Origin of the sequence: Psychrobacter sp. DM8, assembly GCF_051307025.1 — a bacterium.
In the GTDB taxonomy this organism is placed as follows: Bacteria; Pseudomonadota; Gammaproteobacteria; order Pseudomonadales; family Moraxellaceae; genus Psychrobacter.
The window spans coordinates 2,409,984-2,429,258 of the sequence record NZ_CP195538.1; the positions used below are offsets into that span (position 1 = coordinate 2,409,984).

A 19,275-nucleotide genomic window follows, 5' to 3' on the forward strand; every position below is an offset into this window, starting at 1 on the left:
TCAAAGGCGTGCCAAATAGTAAACACGCCCTATGAATATCAAAAGATAAACGGTAAACTTATGAGCAGATTTGGACACCTTAGATGATAAGTGGCCTGTCCTTTTATCTAAAGTGGCACACTCTTTTATCTAAATAGTTATACTGCAGTATTTGTAGAGTGATTCTAAGTAGCTGCATGGTAATGGCAGTATTTTGAGGATAAGTATTATGACAATCTCGGACATCGGCAATCCTTTAGCCACCGATAGCGACAGCCCTGCCATGGCCTTTTTTGGCAAAATGCTCACCTTTTCACGCGTTCAGCTCAATACCAATGATCTAAGCGCTATTGATGCTCAGCTATCTGCGACGATTGATAATAAAAACACCAATACGCCTGTGATTATCGATAGTGACATCGAACAAGATTTGCCCGCGCTCGTAGATATGCTCTGGTCTTGGGGATTGCAGCCAATCGGGGTAGTAAAAGGCGTTCTTGAGACTCAAGCACGCGCGCAAAAGATGGCTATATTTCCAGCAGATGGCAAGCGTATCGAGCGCATTATACCGAGTAAAAAGGCGGCATCTCAAGTCAGCGAAACAGCTGTAGAGCCTAAAGAAGCTGTGAATGAGGGGACGGATAAAAGTAGTCAAACTACGTTATCTACCGATGCGCCCCAAACCTTGGTAAGTGACGCGCACATTGCCAGTCTTATCTATGATCAAGTACTGCGCTCAGGTCAGAGTCTCAATCACGTCGGCGGCGATCTTATCTTAACCAATAGTGTCAATAGCGGCGCTGAAGCGATTACTGATAATAACTTACATGTCTACGCGCGTGCCCAAGGTCGCTTAGTCGCTGGTGCTACGGGTGATCAAGACGCGCGTATATTTTGTCAGGTCTTTAACCCCTCCCTAGTGTCAGTCGCAGGGACTTACTGTTTACGTGACAACATACCTGAGCATCTTATAGACAAGCCGGTACAAGTGCGCTTCGTTGAAAACCAGGGGTTAGTATTTACGCTAATGGATACGGTCTAAAAAGCATAACGTTGACTTATAAGCTGCCGATATTAAATTTTTATATTAGACTATATTCTAAAACTTGAGTATTGAGCATGAACCTAGTAGGCTAGCAAAAACCACTTAATAATATAGTAAGTTTATTTAACAAAACTGCGCTACTATATATCTACAACTCAGCCACTATCTATATAGATTAAGAACTGTTTAATGTGAGTCTTATACTTATCTAATATCAAAGGTCGATTGTTGTAGGTCAACTATAAATTTATAGGTAGGTGTGGTAGGCTTGCCCTCGCAAATAGCACATGTAGCACAAATGCGTTATTTTATTTCATAAATATTTTATTGATAGATAGGAGTGTGCCATCGTGGCAAAAATTGTTGTAATCACTTCAGGTAAAGGCGGTGTTGGCAAAACCACCACCAGTGCCTCTTTTGCTGCCGGTTTGGCATTACGCGGTTACAAGACCGTTGTCATCGACTTTGATGTGGGTCTGCGTAACCTAGATCTCATCATGGGCTGTGAAAACCGCATCGTATATGACTTTGTTGATGTGATTAGTGGTAATGCTCGCCTGTCACAAGCGCTCGTCAAAGACAAAAAACTTGAGAACTTATATATCTTGCCTGCCAGTCAAACGCGTGACAAAGACGCTTTGACAGATGAAGGTGTCAGCGAGGTGATGGATGAGCTCTCAAAGCAATTTGATTATATTATTTGCGACTCTCCTGCTGGTATCGAACGCGGCGCGCAGCTAGCGATGTATCATGCTGATGAAGCTATCATCGTGACCAATCCTGAAATCTCCTCAGTACGTGACTCAGATCGCATTATCGGTATCCTACAAAGCCGTACCAAAAAGGTTGAAGAGGGTCATGGATCTATCCGTGAGCATCTGATTATCACGCGCTACAATGCTGAGCGCGCAGCGGCTAATGAGATGATGGACATTGATACCATATCTAACGACATCTTAAAGGTGCCACTGCTCGGCGTCATTCCTGAGAGTCACTCCGTACTAGAAGCGTCCAACCACGGTGAGCCTGTTATCCATTATACCGACTCTGTCGCGGGTCAATGTTATGACGATATCGTAGCTCGGTTCTTGGGTGAAGAGCGTCCTATACGTCATCTTGATGTGAAAAAGAAAAGTCTATTACAGCGCTGGTTTGGAGGTCAATAATGAGTAAGAAAAAAGGATTTTGGAGTAGCCTATTTGGTACTGACGATAGCAATGCTGGCAGCGCGAATATGGCGACTGAACGTCTAAAAGTGATCGTCGCCAGCGAAAATCGGCTAAACAACCGCTTGACGGCTGATCGCATCGAAAAGATGAAACGCGAAATACTCGAGGTAGTCAACAAGTACGTCAATGGCGTGCAGATTGACGATGTTAATATTAATCATCGCTCAGAAGACAGTCTTGATGTACTGGAGATGAATATCAGTTTGCCTGAACACAAAAAATAACGATTTGATAGCTATAAATAGGCCCTAAGTATCACACTTAGGGCTTTTTTATGGCTGCACTTTTAGCTTTCAATCAGATGATGAGCAAGTTTATCTACGTCTGGTATCAGATAAAAAATATTGTCTATCATCACTGCTTGATACCAAAAAGCAGACACGTCATTAATGTTGTGCGTCGAATGAGATTCATTTTGTTGAATATCAGACATTGAGGTTGCATAATGCTCAGGGAGATCAGCGTCCTTGACATCAGATATGCGTACTTGCAAGGCGTGAGGCGTATCTACACTTTGTAGAGCAATGCGCTGCTCGCTGGTATTGCCCTCTATTACAATCATTTTGCTCGGCGTCTGGGCGCGCAAGAATAGGTGAAAAACAGGAAGCTGCTGTTGTTGCCAGACATGCGTCCCTATTTGCTCAGTGCTATCTTCTATGTCCAAAATTAGGCTAGTAGGCACTATCCAATCAGGCTGATCAACAGCTGCAATCACAGTCACATCCAACACGCCATTACTGGTCGTCAGTAAGCTGACCGCTTCAAAAGAATGCTTTACAATCTCGCTCATATAGCGCTCTCAATAGTTAAATTATTTGAGGATACATTTATCCTTGGTAAGTGACACTGTTTTTGGTAGCTAATAGGCGCTGTATATTACCAAGCAGCTCATTTTCTTGGAAAGGCTTACCCATATAATCATTCACGCCGATCTCAAGCGCACGCGTGCGATGTTTTTCTCCAGTACGCGAGGTGATCATAATGATTGGAATATGTTGCAAGCGCTTGCTGTGCCTGATTTGAGTTGCAACCTCAAAACCATCCATACGCGGCATCTCGATATCAAGTAAGATTAGATCAGGCAAAGTCTCTTGTAATATTTCAACCGCATCTACGCCGTCTTTAGCAAGGGTGACCGTATACTCTTGACGCTCCAAAAAGCGTGAAGTGACTTTACGAACGGTCACCGAATCATCTACGATTAGGATGTGCGGTTGAACTTGTGTCTGTTTAGATACCTCTTTAGGTAGCACGCGCGTAGGCTCGAGCATCGATACATTACGCATCAAAGCGATGGGGTCTAGTATGAGCATAACAGATCCATCACCCATGATAGTCGCCGCAGACACGCCTTGTATGTGTGATAGTTGACGCCCTAGAGGCTTGACCACAACTTCAATTCTAGACCCTGCTATTTGATCAACTTGTAGCGCGATGTTCTGTCCGCTACTGTTTTTTATAATGATAAGCGGTAAGCTGACATTGGTGCTAACGGTGAGATCATTGAGCGCGTTACCTGATAATATCTCATTGAGATAACGTACCCTATAGTCTGTGTCGTCAATCTGTAGCGTTGCCGCGCCCGACTGATAATAGTCTTGTAGTTTTTCTGGATTGACTCGGACCACACGCTCAATCTGTACCAAAGGAATAGCGTAGTAGCGATCAGCGGCGCGAACTACCAGCGCATCGGATATCGCAACCGTCAGCGGTACGCGAATAGTAAAGCGTGAACCAACCCCGGTCTCTGATGCCACCGATACCGAGCCGCCCAGCTGTCGGATCTTACTAATAACGACATCCATACCCACGCCGCGACCTGATATTTGCGTCACTTTTTGGGTGGTAGTGATGCCTGCATTAAAGATGTACTGCATAATATCGACATCAGTTAGGCTAGTATCACCCTCTTGAATCAAGCCTTGAGAGATTGCCTTTTTGCGTACCGCCTCAACATCAATACCGCTGCCATCATCTGTTAGCATGATGACGATCTCACTACCCTCTCGCACAACCTCTAGTGAGATATTACCCTCACTACTCTTGCCAGCGTTCTCACGTATTTTGGCATCTTCAATACCGTGATCGACAGCATTACGTAGCATATGCTCTAAAGGCGAGGTGATACGCTCGAGGATAGTTCTGTCTATTTCACCTTCTGCGTTTTTGATTGTTAGAGCGACTCTTTTGTTAAGCTGATTGGCAGTTTGACGCACTGTACGCTCAAGACGAGGTTTTAGACGGGTGAACGGCACCATTCTAGAGTTCATCAAGCCATCTTGTAGCTCTGTTTGTGTCCGAGATAGCTGCAGTAGTAGACTTTCGCTATCTCGCGTCTTTTCAAGCAAGGTGCTGTTGATGTCAATCAAATCAGAGGCAGACTCCGTTAAGGACTTAGACAACTGATTTAAGGATGAATATTGGTCCATCTCTAACGGATCAAATCCTTCATGATTAATAAGCTCTTCATCAATCTGTGATAGGATTTGCGCCTCAAGCTCAATCTCCATTCGGCGCAACTGATCGGCGAGACGCTGTACAGTTACTCCCATCTCCTCAATGCTACCGGTCAAGCTACTCATACCCATATCGATACGAGCACGGTTAATCGCTGACTCACCCGACAAGTTAATCATGTGCTCAATGAGGCCACCTGATATTCGGATCATCTCATTGCTATCCGCTCGCTGCTCTTGCTGCGCGAACTGACCACTCATATCAGGCATGACACTGATGTCGTGACCATTAGGAGTTATTTGCTGCTGATTTGAGCTTTGAGCTAAAGCCTCTGATGGTTGATATGCAGGCAGCTCTGTAGACGATGCCTCTTGCAGAGTTGTAGTGGTTAACGTTTGCAGCTTTGTTTGTAATGGTAGCGGTGCTTGAGCTGCCATGATTGCGCGGCGCTGTTCTTGCAAAGATTCTTTTGGTATGGATACTAGCTGCTTTGGATCTTTGATAAATTGCTGTAAAGCGCTGATTAAAGACACGGGGGCTGACGGATTGACTTGTTGCTTGAGTATCGCTATAGCGTCAGCTAACCAATCATGACAGGCGACTAGCAGGGCTTTAATAGTGTCAGTAGCGGGACGACGACCATCTGCTAGGGACTCATAGACGGTCTCCATTTCATGCGCAAGGTCGGCGATACCACTGGCGTCAACCATACGCGCGCCGCCTTTTAGCGTATGCAAATCACGCTGCAGTACTTGCACATTAGCCACTGTATCAGCATCGCTTACCAGTGCTAATAGATTCTGATTGCGATTGGTAATCTCTTCAGCTTCCTCTAAGAATACATCTAAGATATCGCTATCGGGTAAGCCATTTGGCCAAGAGCTATTAATTAAGTCCTCTAAACTTACACGCTTATCCTCTTGTGATGGATTCTGTACTTCTACTGATACCCCTGTAGTGATCGGTGTCGGTGCAGGTGGTTTCGGTACAGGTGGTTTCGGTACAGGTAGTATCAGCTCAACTTGCTCTGGCAAGACTTTTGACGTTGCCAGCTGCTTTAGCTGAGTCGTTAAAGAGGCGGCAAAAAAGGACTCATGATAATTGACAGTATGGGTGATCTGTAGCGATAGGACATCTTGCACCCTTTGCATGATATCAACCCACTGTAGTGTTGGCTCTATCTTTGCTTCTATAAAGCCTTCGTAGATACTCTCAATTTCGTGCGTCAGATCTGCAATACTTTTGATCTCAGCCATCTGCGCGCCACCTTTTATGGTGTGCAAGTAGCGCTGCAACTCTTTTAAGGCACTAAAGTCATCAATGTCAATGCGCCACTTAGCAAAGGCTTGCGCAATAGCGCCATCAAGCTGTTGCGCTTCTTCCAAAAATATCTCTAATAGTTCAGCGTCGGTATCGATAGCTTCGCTTTGTGTCTCTATATCACGGCGGCTTTTGACTGATGCCATATCAGTACTTTGAGCTTCAACGCTTTGAGTTTTAACACTTTGAGCCTCAACACTTTCTGCATAAGCGTTTTGTGAATCGTCGCTTTGTACATCAGTGCTTTGTGCCTGGCGATAATCATCGTCCATAGAGCTGTCGGTTGTAGCATGCTCATTTGCAAAGGGTCTATTGATAAGCTTGCTCGTCTCAGCACTGTCATCAAGCAGATTATTCAAGTTCTCTAGAACTTGACCATCGACCTTCAAAGACATGCTAGCAGCTAACGCATCAAACAAATCGACCAATTGGGCATGACCGTCTAGAAGTATGCTTTGATTGTCAGTATCAAAGGCCTGCTCTGGATGAGCGCTCAGATAGGCGTAGGCATTATCTAAAGCGCTAAGCAGCGCGCTGAACTTTGGCGACTCTTGAGTCTTTTGACTTAGGCGCTCAATTTGCGCTCTTTGCTTGGTAATATAGGCTGTAGTCTGCTCTATATCTGCGGCTTTGAGCACTTTAGTGAGCTGCCACTCGGCATCTAATAAAGAGTCAATATCATCTTCTAACAATTGGGCAACGCTCAGCTGATTGTCAGGTGCTATGACCGTATCCTCTTCAAGCATTGCTTGCAAGGAGACTAAATCTTGCTGGCTTTGGGTATTCTCAGGCGTCAAAGCTTGCGGCTTAATGCTCTGCTTATAACTATTTAAATACCCATCAATCAAAGTCACAGATTGGGTTAGCGCTGTAATATGCTGCGCACTCATCGGCGTGTCTTGCTGCTGCAATTGCTCTAGGCTTTTTTCTATCGTGGCACTGACTTCACTAATAGCTGTCAAAGCACTAGATCCTGAGGCAGCTCGCAAGGTATGAAAAGCGCGGACAATATCGTCACTTACGTCAACTTCAGTGGCGTCTTTGTGCAAGATAATAAAATCATTAATATCTTGTAGTAATTCTTCTGCTTCTTCGATAAATATCTTACAAAACTCTTGTTCTTCTTCGCTTTGCGGCGGCATTGCTACTGGCGCTTCTGCCATTACTTCATTAATAGAATAAATAGTTTGTAGCGTACTATCGACGTCTAGGTTGTACCCAGTGGTAGAGGTCATCGATTCAGCTTGAGCCAAATCAAAGCTGTCTTTTATCGAAGTGCTATCTCTTATCAAATTATAATCAAACGCATCTCCAAGCTGCTGGCTGTATGCATTGGCGCACGCTATCCACAAAGGCACATCTGCTGGATAATTATGAGTGCCTGCGGCAAAAACATTCATCATGTCAGGATACGCGGTTAGTACGTCGCTAATAAGCGTCTTTATAGGTGCTGACGCCACAACATTGCCATCTAATATACGATTAAGCATATTCTCTATAGACCAAGCAAGCTCAGCGGTATAGTTGGCACCAACCATACGCCCTGAGCCTTTTAGGGTATGAAAGCCGCGGCGGATGTCTTGTAAAAGCGTCAGATTGTCCAAGTTATGCTGCCACTCTTCAAACAAAGGCGAGATCTCAGCTAAGACTTCTTCAGCCTCTTCTATAAAGATATCTTTGATGTCTGGATCAGCATCGTTGGCATCAAGGGGTAATTGCCCAATGTCTGGCATGAAAGGAAGTAGTGCTGCAGGCGAATCTGCAACTGCTAAAACAGGCTGTTGTTTGCTAGGCACGTTTTCTACGTCAAAATGGTCATTGATGTCATCACTATTTGAAAGCTCGTTATCGACTTCGATAGCGTTAGTGCTCGTCGCACTAGCGTCCAAATCATCTGTCGTATTGTCTAGTAAGTGACGACTATTAGCCACTATAACGCTGGCATCAAAGCTTGAATCTTGAGGGTCACTAAAATCACTGACCATTTCAGGCAAATGAGCTATCGCCTCAGTCACTAAAGTCACAACTGCCTCTTGCACAGGCTTAGCGTTGTCTAAGCGATCATTGAGTAAGTGCGCAATAGATGCTGTCATCTCACTAATGCTTACAGCATCAACCATACGGCTTAAGCTCGTTAACACAAAAAAGCCGCGATGAATCTCTGTCAAAGCCGTTGGGTCTTGGGGATCTTGTTCCCAAACGGGTAAAAAATCTTGCAGGTCACTGATGACTTCCATTGATTTCTCAATAAAGGCATCGTGCGTGTCTTTATCTACATCAAAACTTTTGGCTTTAAGATTAAGCTTTTGATCATCTTCGTTCTCATCAAATGACATCTGCTTCTCAAGATCTATATCATCGCTGGGCAGATTATCAAAACTGTCTATACCTTCAAAATCAGTGCTCTTAAAATCAATACCTTCAAAATTAATGTCTTCAAAATCAATATCATCCAAACTAATATGATCAGTGTCATCTAAGGCTTGGGCATGAACAGGGCTACTCTCATCATAGGTATTGTCTGTATCATCAAAGTCATCATCGTCTAGATCAAGCGTTGTCCACTCTATTGTATCGGTAGGTGCTGTTGTTTCTGGCGCAGCATTATCTATTTGCTCATCTGCTGCCTGATCATCGTCTAGCGTCCGATAGATATCACTATATAGCTCCTGGAGCTGATGCTCAATCTGCCACTGCTGCGATGCAAATCCTGCTTCTGATGACATACTTTGCTCGGTATCCTGCGCGGTAATGCGAGCTTGGTCTGCGTAAGCGGACTGTCCACTATGCTCAAGCTGCATGCTGATACGATGCATTGAAGACGCCACAGTCTGAGGATTGTCGAGATTAAATATAACGGTTTCAAGCTCAGTTAGGGTATGAGATAAGATGTTAAATGACTCATCCATCAAAGAGTGACTGAGCGTAAGCGTTTGCTCATCGATGTCATTGAGTGCCAACAGCTCAGTATAAATCGTATTTGTCAGTGTCTTAAGCGTATCTTGAGTGTCTTGATAAGTGTCATCATTGTTATGCGCTGGGATTGACTCTATCACTTGCTCTAATGATGCAAGTAGTGAGGCATAATGTTCAGGTAAAGGGATATGATTATGTGCAAGAGCACTGAGCCATAGTGTAGTGAGGTGCCAAAGACGCTCTTGCTCAGCATTAGTAGCAGTTTGCTTTAAATAATGACTAACCTTTTTTAGTATTTTTAGGATGGGCCGATGATTCTCATTGATAGTAAGTAGCTGCTGTACTTGCTGACGCCAAGCGAACAATAATTGCTGATATTGATCTTTGGATAAGGCGTCAATGCTGTCTATATCAGTGACGTCCATAACATTAGTGGCGTCCATAACATTAGTGGCGTCCATCACATCGATATTGTCAGTAGCAGTGTTATCGATCACAGCGTCACTAATAGCAACTCTATCATTGGTAGTGGAGTCAAGGCCTTGCATGCTCGCAACTGAGATGTCTTGAGTCGTTTGATTAGTAGCGAGTATTCGCGTCAGCTCGGTTACAGTATCGCTCAGCAGTTCGGTGTGATAGCTTCCTGTTTCTACATACTCCATTAGCTCATGCTGCAATAACTGATGCGACAACATTCCTGTGCGTCTGTCTTTATCAGCCAGTGATGTATGAGCGCTTACTTGTATCAGCAACCTAAGCTTGTCAGCCAGCTCTACCAACACAGGCAAGTCTGCTATCGTCAGCGCATCGATGATCTCTTGGTAATGATCTACGGTCTGCTGAGGATTTGTATTGTCAGAACCTAGTTGCCAGTCCTCAGCAACTTGTGTGAGCTGCTGGTTGAGAGAGGGTAGTAGCCACTCAAGCGTCACCATATCCTTGGGCTTATTTTTCATAAGTTAATCCTGACTCTTTTGGGCACTGATTATTGTCATTTAGTGACTTTACAATAGGTGGAGCGACTGGTTTGCTGGCACAAAATTGAGCGCTTTGGTCTTTTTGGCGGACTACCAAACGCCCAAAGACTGACTGTAAATAAAGTCAATCGCAACATGCTAAATAACGCAGGGTCTCCCCCTTACGCTTTTATCAAAAACTGCACGCTCTCATCAAACACTCTATGCTCTCATCAAACACTTTATGCTCTAATCAAAGGCTCTGTGCTTTAATTAAAAACTGTAGTGAGCGTCGTCTATTTGCTCATCGTCATTTGAGATTTTAAAGCCAGTAACTGACTCTTGTAGTGCTGATGCCATCTCGCTTAGCTCACCGATTGAACGCGCTGTCGCCATCGTACCAGATGAGGTTTGCGAGGTGATGTCTTGAATAACCGTCATAGTTTGCGAGATACTTCCCGCAGATCTTGCTTGCTGCTGCGCTGCATTTGAGATGTTTTCAATAAGATCAGACAAGGTGCTAGATACGTTTTGTACTTCCTCAAGCGCCTCACCAGCATCTTGTGCTAGGCGCGCACCGCGCACCACCTCTGATGTCGTTGATTCCATAGATACAACCGCTTCGCTAGTATCTGTCTGAATTGTCTTAACCAGAGTTTCGATCTGTTTGGTGGCGTTGGCTGAGCGCTCAGCGAGACGCTGAACCTCATCGGCGACGACCGCAAAGCCTCGCCCCGCTTCCCCAGCCATAGAAGCCTGAATAGCGGCGTTCAATGCCAACACGTTGGTCTGATCAGCGATGTCGTTAATCAGTCCGACAATATCACCAATCTCTTGTGAGGACTCGCCTAAGCGTTTGATACGCTTTGAGGTCTCTTGAATCTGATCTCGAATGACATTCATACCATCGATAGAGCGCTGTACGACCTCAGCACCATTATAGGCAATAGCAACAGAACGTTTGGCGACGGCAGCTGACTCAGCAGCGTTATTAGATACCTGATCAATAGAGAGCGTCATCTCACTAATCGACGCTGATACGCCTGCGATCTCTTGTGCTTGATCTTCTGAGGCGCGGGCAAGCTCAAAGGCGTTGACCTGCGTTTGCTCTGATGAGCGCGATACCCGATCTGCGGTGCTGTTAATAGCTGTGACGAGCTGACGAAGTTGGTCAATTGCAAAGTTTACGGAGTCTGCAATCGCTCCAGTAAAATCCTCTGATACTGTCGCATTCACAGTCAAGTCACCATCTGCCAAATCACCTAACTCATCAAGCAGGCGCAAAATGGCCATCTGGTTACGATCATTCTCTTCTTGAATTTGACGGGCGCGCTCAGATTCCGCGTCGGCTTCTTGACGATTACGCAGTGTCTCTTTTTCGATCAATAAACGCTCAGAGCTGCCTCGCTGTCCAAATATCTGCGACAAAGCATACAAAATACCCAATAGCGCTACCACAAATATCAGCGCAGGTATCACTATTGATTGATTAAAGTTAGTCACGTACTCACTGACCGAAGATAGTGAGCTTATAAGCCAAAATAAACAGGCTACGCTCACCAAGGCCAAAAGCGCAAGTACCCCTTTCCACTTGTTGGCGCTCTCTTTGGGTACCGATACAGATCTATTTGGCCCGATCGCTGGGCTTTTTGTAATATTACTCATCGTGCTTATTCCTTTAAAACAGTCGCAAAAATCTTATCGTGACTGACCTTGTCCCTATCAAGATTGTTGCGCTTGATAACTAAAGGTCTACGTGAGTACTGATGTATCACAATCAGTCGCTATAATCTTATTTATTATTATATGACAGCTTATTATATGGCAGCGTCGCTATAGCGCTTATCTTGCGCTAGCAAGCTTGGCATAAAGATGAACCAATCTTGCTCATCCTTATAAAACTTGCCATGATTGTAAGGCGCAAAAGGCGACTGACTATCAATGGCTTCTGCTCGGTACTGATCTTGACTAAACTGCTCAATACCGAGCACTTGATCGACCAATAGTCCTGAGAACATGGTCTCGTGATCGATCACAAGTACCTTGCGCTGGCTCATTTGCGTGCGCATGCTTGGTATCTGCAAAAATTTGGACATATCAGTCAAAGGCAGCAGGCGCCCACGAATATTAGCAATCCCTAACATCCAAGGCTTAACCAGAGGCATGGTTGTATACTCAGGCATCATCAAAACCTCAGACACCTCGCCCATAGGGGCGATGAGTCGTTGTCCGCCAATATCAAAAACCAGTCCTTGCCAATCAGACTCCTGCCCGCCGCGGCGGCCGCTTTTGCGAGCACGCGCTAAGTCGGCTAGACGTAAAAGCTCAATGAACCCTCTAGATGCCACAAGTTACTCCATCACTCTACGAATAGTATCAAGCAGCTCAGACTCATCAACAGGCTTAGTGATATACTCTTTGGCGCCCTGACGCTTGCCCCATACCCGATCAGTCTCTTGGCTTTTGGTACTGATCATTATAATAGGAATATGCGATGTTGTAGCGCCGCGTGTGATCTTTCGCGTCGCTTGAAAGCCATTCATCTCAGGCATGACCACATCCATTAAGATGACATCTGGCTGATGATCCGCTGCCATCTGGCAACCTTGTTCACCATTGGTGGCTTCTAATATTTGCAGGTTGTGCTTGGCTAGCATGTCACGAAATTTTGCCATCTCAGAGGGCGAATCGTCGATGACTAATACAGTAGTCATGGGTATATCCTTTGTTTATCGGTGGTGTACTTTAAAATATTGGCTTGATTGCTCTGCTATCAGCGATACTGGTTAATAGCCTCAAACAACTCATCTTTACTAAAGGGTTTGGTTAAGTACTCATCAGAACCCACAATACGTCCGCGTGCTTTGTCAAACAACCCGTCCTTTGATGACAGCATAATGACAGGCTTGCTGGCGTAATCAGGATTATTCTTAATCAAAGCACAAGTCTGATAACCGTCTAAGCGCGGCATCATAATATCTACAAAAATAATATCTGGATTGTTATCTACGATCTTGGCTAAAGCATCGAACCCGTCGATAGCTGTTACAACCTCACATCCTGCCTTTTGCAGTAGCGTCTCTGCCGTGCGGCGAATAGTCTTTGAATCATCAATGACCATTATTTTTAGCCCGTCAAAATTATTTTCCATATACTCTTATCCTATAAACGACTGTATTCATGTTGCCATTATTTAACGAGCGCTTTGTTATTTGATTATCGTTAAACCACAAGTTAAGTGGTTAAAGCATGATTTGATTTTGTACTCATTATCTTCTTTTGTCGTCTATGCTACTTGATTGTGATAATGAGATAAAGCAAGTCATCACCATTTGTATATATTCAAATATTGCCAAATACTTTTTGTTTGTAATGAAAATGTATCAACGCTTGTTTTAGCATAGTTATTTAGGCTTTTCCAGCTATTTAAAATCTATTGTCCAACGTTAAAAAATTTATCTATCGCTTGCCAACATATATATACGCAAATTATTAGCCTACAACCTACCTTTTTCACTATATAATAAATTTCTGTTTATCAAGGTAGCTGGTATGACTTTTTCTTCACGTTTATTCAAAAAAAGATGCAAGATAAGTGCCACTTATGTATTAAGTGCCTGTTTACTTGTTGCTTGTCAGCCGCCGCCTGCAACTGATGACACAGCTTTAAACTCAAATGAGCAGGCAGCGCCCGTTATCATTGAAGCTGACAGTGTTTTGATGAGTCCAGAGCATATTTTAAATATTAAGTCGTCTCGCTATCAGCCAAGCCTAGGTCTACAAGGCACACTTGAGCCTGCCGAGGAGCAAAAGCTGATTGCGGCAAAGGACTTGATCATAGATAAGATACTGGTTGCAGAGGGCGACTGGGTAGAAAAAGGATCGCCCTTATTTGTCGTGTATCGACAGGCAACCAACACTAATAGCGAAGCAAAAAAGGCGAATACTCTTAGCGATCAAACACTCTCTGATAGTAGTGCTACAAAGGCATTAAAGGATAACGTATCAAAAGGCAATGAACCAGAAGATAATAAATCAGAAGATAAAGCATCTATCGAGCAAGCGACAAGCAATATATCCAATAAAAATAATAAAGAATCAGGCGATATCGCCTCTAACTTGCAGGACACTAAAAGCCAAGCTAAAGCCGTAGATACTAATAACATACCCAAGACAGCTACTTTAACCTCTAACAAAAATAAATCTGCATCTACGCCAGTTACGGTAATCGCCAAAACCTCAGGTTATGTGAGCGCACTCTTCATTGAAGCTGGGCAAACGGTAAAGACAGGCAAGCTACTCTTAGAACTTGGTGAAAAGAGCAATCTGCATTTTGTTGCAACCTTGCCGATTCAGGCCAAGCCTCAGCTCTCTGTCGGGCAGACGGTCAATTTTAGTGCTGAAGCATTAACGGATACTTTTACAGGTCAAGTGAGCAAATTGACTGTTGATAATACGACCAAGCAACTTTTAGTCTATGTCAGCGTTATCGACAACGAGGTCAGCCGCGCGCAGTTATTACCGGGGATGAGTGCTACGGGGCGCGTCAATTATGGTCAAATAGAAGTCGGTACTATCGTGCCCAGAAGTGCGCTTCATGATGTGGACTTGAGCGCCTTACAAAAGCCGCCCTATCAAACCGCTGCGCCATTGAATGCTAACATTTGGATCATCAAGCAAGACCAGCGCCTGACTCGTCAGCCCGTTGAGGTCATTGAATATGATCCAAGTACCGAGCAGTACCTTATCGCAGGTGTGAGTAATGATAGTTTGATATGTTTGGCTGATCTGCCCGTCGAGTCTGCTGGTAAGCTGGTCATCGTTTCTTAATATCTTTGTTATAAATAGGTCTGTTCCATAACTTTATTTGCTGTTACATTGTATAGAAACATTAACAAAGCATGTCTTGTTTAGTAAGGGATGAATTAGGCAAAATAGTTTTGAGAAGCCATAATAAATAACAACGACAATTTGAGGATGGACTATGAGTAAGCAGATTCTATTGATTGAAGACGATCCGGATTTGGCCGAACTGATTAGTGATTATCTCACTATGAACTATTACGATGTGCATCATGCAGGTCTTGGTCAAGAAGGTCTCGATATTTTAGATACCAAAGAGCGCGATATAGATTTGGTAGTGCTAGACTTAATGCTGCCTGATATGGACGGTATGCAAGTCTGCCAAAAGATTCGTGGTAACAAGAATAACATGACTAATAAAGTCCCTATTATTATGCTTACGGCAAAGGGCGATACCACAGATCGAGTGCTTGGACTTGAGATGGGTGCTGATGATTATATCTCCAAACCCTTTGAGCCGCGTGAGCTACTGGCACGTATTCGCTCGGTCATCCGCCGTCACGAGCAGCCCAATCAAGCAGACAGTCAGTCGGACAGTTTGACCTTTGGTCGTCTCAGCGTGTTTCCAGATAGTCATGAAGTCACTATCGATGACAAGCCTGTACGTTTAACCACTCATCAATTCCAGCTATTACATTATTTTGCTACGCATTCGGGCAAAGTGCTCAACCGTGAGCAATTGTGGCAAGCGATGCCCAACGACGACAGCTCAGACAATATCGATCGTGCTATAGACGTGCATATCTCACGCCTGCGCGCATTGATTGAAGACAATCCTCGTCAGCCCAAACGCATTATCACGGTACGCGGCGTGGGTTATCAGTTTGCCACTGATCAGGTATGATAGCTTGATAGTAGAGACTCGTTGATGCAGCAGCTGGGCTTTCGTTCCGTATTTGCCAAACTATTTGCCAGCGTCATGCTGGCATTGACGCTTTTTGCCGTCGCTATGGTACTGCTCACGCAGCTGGTTCATGACAAAGACGCCAGTATCCGCTCCAAAGTACTGGCTACGCAAATACTTGGACAAATAGACCCGTTTTTGAATGAGCTCAATGTCTCGATTAGCAATGACAATCGGTTGCAGGCCAGATTTATGCTTGCTGTCGTCAAAAAAAGCTTCGATATCTTTGATGAGTCCTTGCAAGCAAAAATGGGACTATACGATAATGACGGTCGCCTGCTTATGCAGACGGATAATAGTGATCTGCCACTAGAGCTGCCTGCGCCGCCGTCTTTATTGATGCGCGCTTTTCCCTCCTTTGCCGACTCCCCGCCCACCCAACAAGCACAAGTTTATAGCAGTACGGGCTATACGCTACTGTATGAGTCGCGCCTGCCACCCAAAAAACCTGTGCTCTCTGCTGCGCTAAATCTATTTACAGGTACGCTGCTGCTGCTTATTATTATGGCAGGGGTACTGTGGTGGATTGCTCGCAATATGACTTGGCGCCTCAATCAGATGAGTCAGCAGATGGCTCAGCTTGGTGATGGCGACTTTAGTGTTCGCGTTAATGCGCGCGGCAATGATGAGATTACCTCCCTTGCTCGTGGATTTAACCAAGCCGCACAAAAGATTGAGCATCTTATTGATGCTAACAATCTACTACTCGCTCACGCTTCTCATGAGCTGCGTACACCTATCACCCGTATTCGCTTGCAAATTGAGATGATGGATATGCTTGCAAGCGGTATGCCGCCTGATACCAAAGCCAAGTTTGATAAGCGCGCACAAGCAGTGAACCGCGATTTGTCTGGTCTTAATGACTTGGTCGAGAGCATCCTTTTGGTCAGTCGCTTAGATGCAGGTCACGCCGTCCAGCAAATAGAGCGCCTTGATTTATACGACGTGGTCAATCAAGAGCGCCAACACTATCCTGAAGCTACGCTCATCGGCAAGCACATTACTATTGATGGGCAAGCCTCAATGCTCACTCACCTTATCCGTAACCTTTTGACCAACGCGATGCTGCATGGCACGCCGCCTATCACGGTCCTACTCTATGGCGTACAGACGCTTGAGCAAGCGGACACTGTGCCTGACTATCTATTGCAAGGCATTATGAATAGCAGCTTTGCTGATCATAACCTCTCGGATCTGGCTTATTATGATGAACTAAAAAGCGATGAGACAATCGAAGGCAGCGTAGCGGATACCACTCATGCAGATGAACAAACGCTTGATACAAAAAGCGTAGATCTACCTGTGCCTATCATCTACAAGAACGGTGAATCGCTCATTCTTGATGATAAGAAAAACATCGCTCCTGAACCTTCTATCAATGACGATCTTGAAAGTATCACTGATGCACAACTTAGCGCCTCTGACAGACCACCGGCCTCAGCACTTGCATCTTTCATGCCTAAAAAGAGCGAAAATAAGGAAATCGAAAGCGGTGAGAACGCAGCTTTACCTCGTAAAGAAGGCTTATTCAAAAAGCACCTCAATAAGCCAAAAGCAGATCTTGCCGAACCCGTAGCTAAGTATGCAGTGTTAGCTATTATCGATGAAGGGTCAGGCATTCCTAAAGATAAGCGCAAAGAGATCTTTAGTCCCTTTGTGCGCCTGCAACAAAAGCAAAAAGGCTCAGGTCTGGGGTTATCGCTCGTGGCGCAAATTGTCACCGCTCATCAAGGCTATATCAAAACCGATACTATAAATGGTCATACGCGATTTTTGGTCGTACTACCTGTGCAGCATAATCCAGACTATGACTTTCATGATCATGACAGTCATCTCTAACGCGTTTTTGATTGATATAAAGCTCTTTCTCTATTTGGCATAAGCCTAGCTCGCTTTTGTATATCAACACGCCTTAGTAACGACGTTAATTGCCGTACGCCTTTAATGACCTGACTTTGCATGTTTAATTCAATGATTGCACCTTTATTAGCAACAACACTCGCTATGCCCAAGCTCCCCGCTAATATGCTATATTGCTGCCCCTTATAAATACCTATTGTTTTCTTTGCAAAATAAAATCTAGCAGATATCGAGCATGCTATGAGCGACATGATTGCCCTAAAAGATGTGACCAAAAGCTTTATGAGCGACCGCTCGATCAAAGGCGCAGACGGTAGGGCGCATTGGTTTACTGCGGTTGAGCCGACCTCACTATCTATTCAGCAAGGCGAGATATTCGGCCTTATGGGGTACTCAGGCGCAGGTAAATCAACCTTATTGCGTCTAATTAATATGCTTGAGCGTCCAGATTCAGGTCAAGTTATTATCGATGGTACGGACTTAACGACACTGTCTGCCAGCGATTTGCGCGTAGCGCGGCACAATATTGGCATGATTTTTCAGCAGTTTAACTTGATGTCTAATCGTACTGTCTTTGATAATGTCGCGTTTAATTTAACGGTGTCAGGCTACCCTAGCCGCGATATTCATAAACGGGTGATGGAATGCCTTGCCATTGTTGATTTGACTGATCGCGCCAGCCACTACCCTGCGCAGTTATCAGGCGGTCAAAAGCAGCGCGTCGGTATCGCTCGTGCTATCGCGCCAAGCCCTAAAGTATTGCTCGCCGATGAGCCCACCTCGGCGCTTGATCCTGCGACCACCCGTAGTTTGCTCACCTGCTTGCGCGATATCAATGAACAGTTAGGCGTGACTATCGTTATTGTCACCCATGAGATGAGCGTGATTCGCAGACTTTGCCACCGCGCCGCTTTGCTTCATCAAGGACAACTGCTCGAAGTGGCTGATGTCCGTGACGGTAGCATTCAAGCGGCCACTCTAATTGGTCAGGGTCTGGTTCAAGAAGACTAAATTTAAGCTCAAATAGATAGATAAATAGAGATTGACATGATGACTGGCGCTGAATTATCGACCTCAATTGACAAGCTTTGGGCGCTGCGTTCTGAGATTTGGCAAGCTTCCGTTGATACCTTTGTCATGCTAGGTATCTCAACGACTACTGCTATCATTATCGGTGGTCTGTTTGGCATTTTCTTGTTTTTGTCTAGCGATAGACAGTTTTTGCAAAACAAGGCGCTATACGGTGTGCTTGGCGGTATTACCAACTTTATGCGCGCTTTTCCGTTTGTCATTTTGATGATTGCGATGAGCCCGTTTACCAAAGCTATTGTCGGTACGGGCATTGGCCCTATAGCGGCCTCGTTAGTACTGGCGATTGCAGGCTCGTTCTACTTTGCCCGCTTAGTCGAGCAAAACTTGCGTGAAGTACCGCGCGGAATTATCGAAGCGACCGAATCTATGGGCGCGCGCCCTTTTACGATCATCAAGGTACTACTTAATGAATCGCGCTCAGGGCTGGTTTTGTCAGTGACGATTCTCTGTATCAGTCTGCTGTCATACTCAGCAGCAGCAGGTATGATTGGCGGCGGCGGTCTGGGTGATTTAGCCATTCGTTATGGCTATTATCGCTATCAGACTGAGGTCATGGTATTTATCGTCATTATGTTATCGATTATGGTGATATCCATCCAAGCCTTTGGTAACTGGCTTGCGACGCGTTTAGACAAGCGATAAAACAATAGTATA

Annotated in this window: 13 protein-coding genes and 1 pseudogene; 8 read left to right on the forward strand and 6 right to left on the reverse strand. The window is 44.8% G+C overall.

Annotation, left to right across the window (positions count from 1 at the left end; genetic code table 11):
* Positions 1-208 precede the first annotated feature (208 nt).
* The 3 genes from minC to minE all read left to right on the forward strand — a co-directional run bounded on the left by minC (position 209) and on the right by minE (position 2,477).
* Positions 209-1,021 carry a septum site-determining protein MinC gene (gene minC, locus ACR64J_RS10335; RefSeq protein WP_435949618.1) on the forward strand — a complete coding sequence of 271 codons (813 nt, stop codon included), beginning with the start codon at positions 209-211 and terminating at the stop codon, positions 1,019-1,021.
* A gap of 353 nt (positions 1,022-1,374) precedes the next feature.
* A complete protein-coding gene (minD, locus tag ACR64J_RS10340) occupies positions 1,375-2,190 on the forward strand; it encodes a septum site-determining protein MinD (RefSeq protein ID WP_317199175.1) in 816 nt (271 codons plus the stop codon).
* On the forward strand, positions 2,190-2,477 hold the full coding sequence (gene minE / locus ACR64J_RS10345) for a cell division topological specificity factor MinE (protein ID WP_317199176.1): 288 nt from the start codon (positions 2,190-2,192) through the stop codon (positions 2,475-2,477). Before minD ends, minE begins: the two co-directional genes overlap by 1 nt.
* Positions 2,478-2,539: 62 nt before the next feature.
* Here the strand turns inward: minE and ACR64J_RS10350 are convergent, their stop codons facing one another.
* The 6 genes and pseudogenes from ACR64J_RS10350 to pilG form a co-directional block, all read right to left on the reverse strand.
* Positions 2,540-3,043 (reverse strand): hypothetical protein, encoded by a 504-nt coding sequence (locus ACR64J_RS10350; RefSeq protein WP_435949620.1) that lies wholly within the window; start codon positions 3,041-3,043, stop codon positions 2,540-2,542.
* Positions 3,044-3,080: 37 nt separating this feature from the next.
* On the reverse strand, positions 3,081-9,902 hold the full coding sequence (locus tag ACR64J_RS10355) for an Hpt domain-containing protein (RefSeq protein WP_435949621.1): 6,822 nt from the start codon (positions 9,900-9,902) through the stop codon (positions 3,081-3,083).
* 273 nt (positions 9,903-10,175) lie between these two features.
* Positions 10,176-11,219: pseudogene (locus ACR64J_RS10360) on the reverse strand (methyl-accepting chemotaxis protein); the annotation flags it as partial.
* 500 nt (positions 11,220-11,719) lie between these two features.
* The gene (locus ACR64J_RS10365) at positions 11,720-12,250 is read right to left on the reverse strand and encodes a chemotaxis protein CheW (protein ID WP_435949622.1); all 531 of its coding nucleotides are present in this window, start codon (positions 12,248-12,250) and stop codon (positions 11,720-11,722) included.
* 3 nt (positions 12,251-12,253) lie between these two features.
* Positions 12,254-12,616 carry a response regulator gene (locus ACR64J_RS10370; RefSeq protein WP_435949623.1) on the reverse strand — a complete coding sequence of 121 codons (363 nt, stop codon included), beginning with the start codon at positions 12,614-12,616 and terminating at the stop codon, positions 12,254-12,256.
* A 59-nt stretch (positions 12,617-12,675) separates the two neighbouring features.
* Entirely contained in the window at positions 12,676-13,053 is a 378-nt protein-coding gene (gene pilG, locus ACR64J_RS10375; RefSeq protein ID WP_317199181.1) for a twitching motility response regulator PilG, read from the reverse strand.
* A 401-nt stretch (positions 13,054-13,454) separates the two neighbouring features.
* Here pilG and ACR64J_RS10380 point away from each other — a divergent pair, with 401 nt between their 5' ends.
* From ACR64J_RS10380 to ACR64J_RS10400, 5 genes are all read left to right on the forward strand, one after another.
* Complete coding sequence (locus tag ACR64J_RS10380; protein WP_435949624.1) at positions 13,455-14,732, forward strand: efflux RND transporter periplasmic adaptor subunit; 1,278 nt, start codon at positions 13,455-13,457, stop codon at positions 14,730-14,732.
* A 154-nt stretch (positions 14,733-14,886) separates the two neighbouring features.
* Positions 14,887-15,609 carry a response regulator transcription factor gene (locus ACR64J_RS10385; RefSeq protein ID WP_317199183.1) on the forward strand — a complete coding sequence of 241 codons (723 nt, stop codon included), beginning with the start codon at positions 14,887-14,889 and terminating at the stop codon, positions 15,607-15,609.
* Between the two features lie 24 nt (positions 15,610-15,633).
* Positions 15,634-17,508 (forward strand): ATP-binding protein, encoded by a 1,875-nt coding sequence (locus ACR64J_RS10390; RefSeq protein ID WP_435949625.1) that lies wholly within the window; start codon positions 15,634-15,636, stop codon positions 17,506-17,508.
* 261 nt (positions 17,509-17,769) lie between these two features.
* Positions 17,770-18,540, forward strand: a complete 771-nt coding sequence (locus tag ACR64J_RS10395; protein ID WP_317199185.1) for a methionine ABC transporter ATP-binding protein — start codon at positions 17,770-17,772, stop codon at positions 18,538-18,540.
* A 36-nt stretch (positions 18,541-18,576) separates the two neighbouring features.
* Complete coding sequence (locus tag ACR64J_RS10400; RefSeq protein WP_317199186.1) at positions 18,577-19,263, forward strand: methionine ABC transporter permease; 687 nt, start codon at positions 18,577-18,579, stop codon at positions 19,261-19,263.
* Positions 19,264-19,275: the final 12 nt, after the last annotated feature.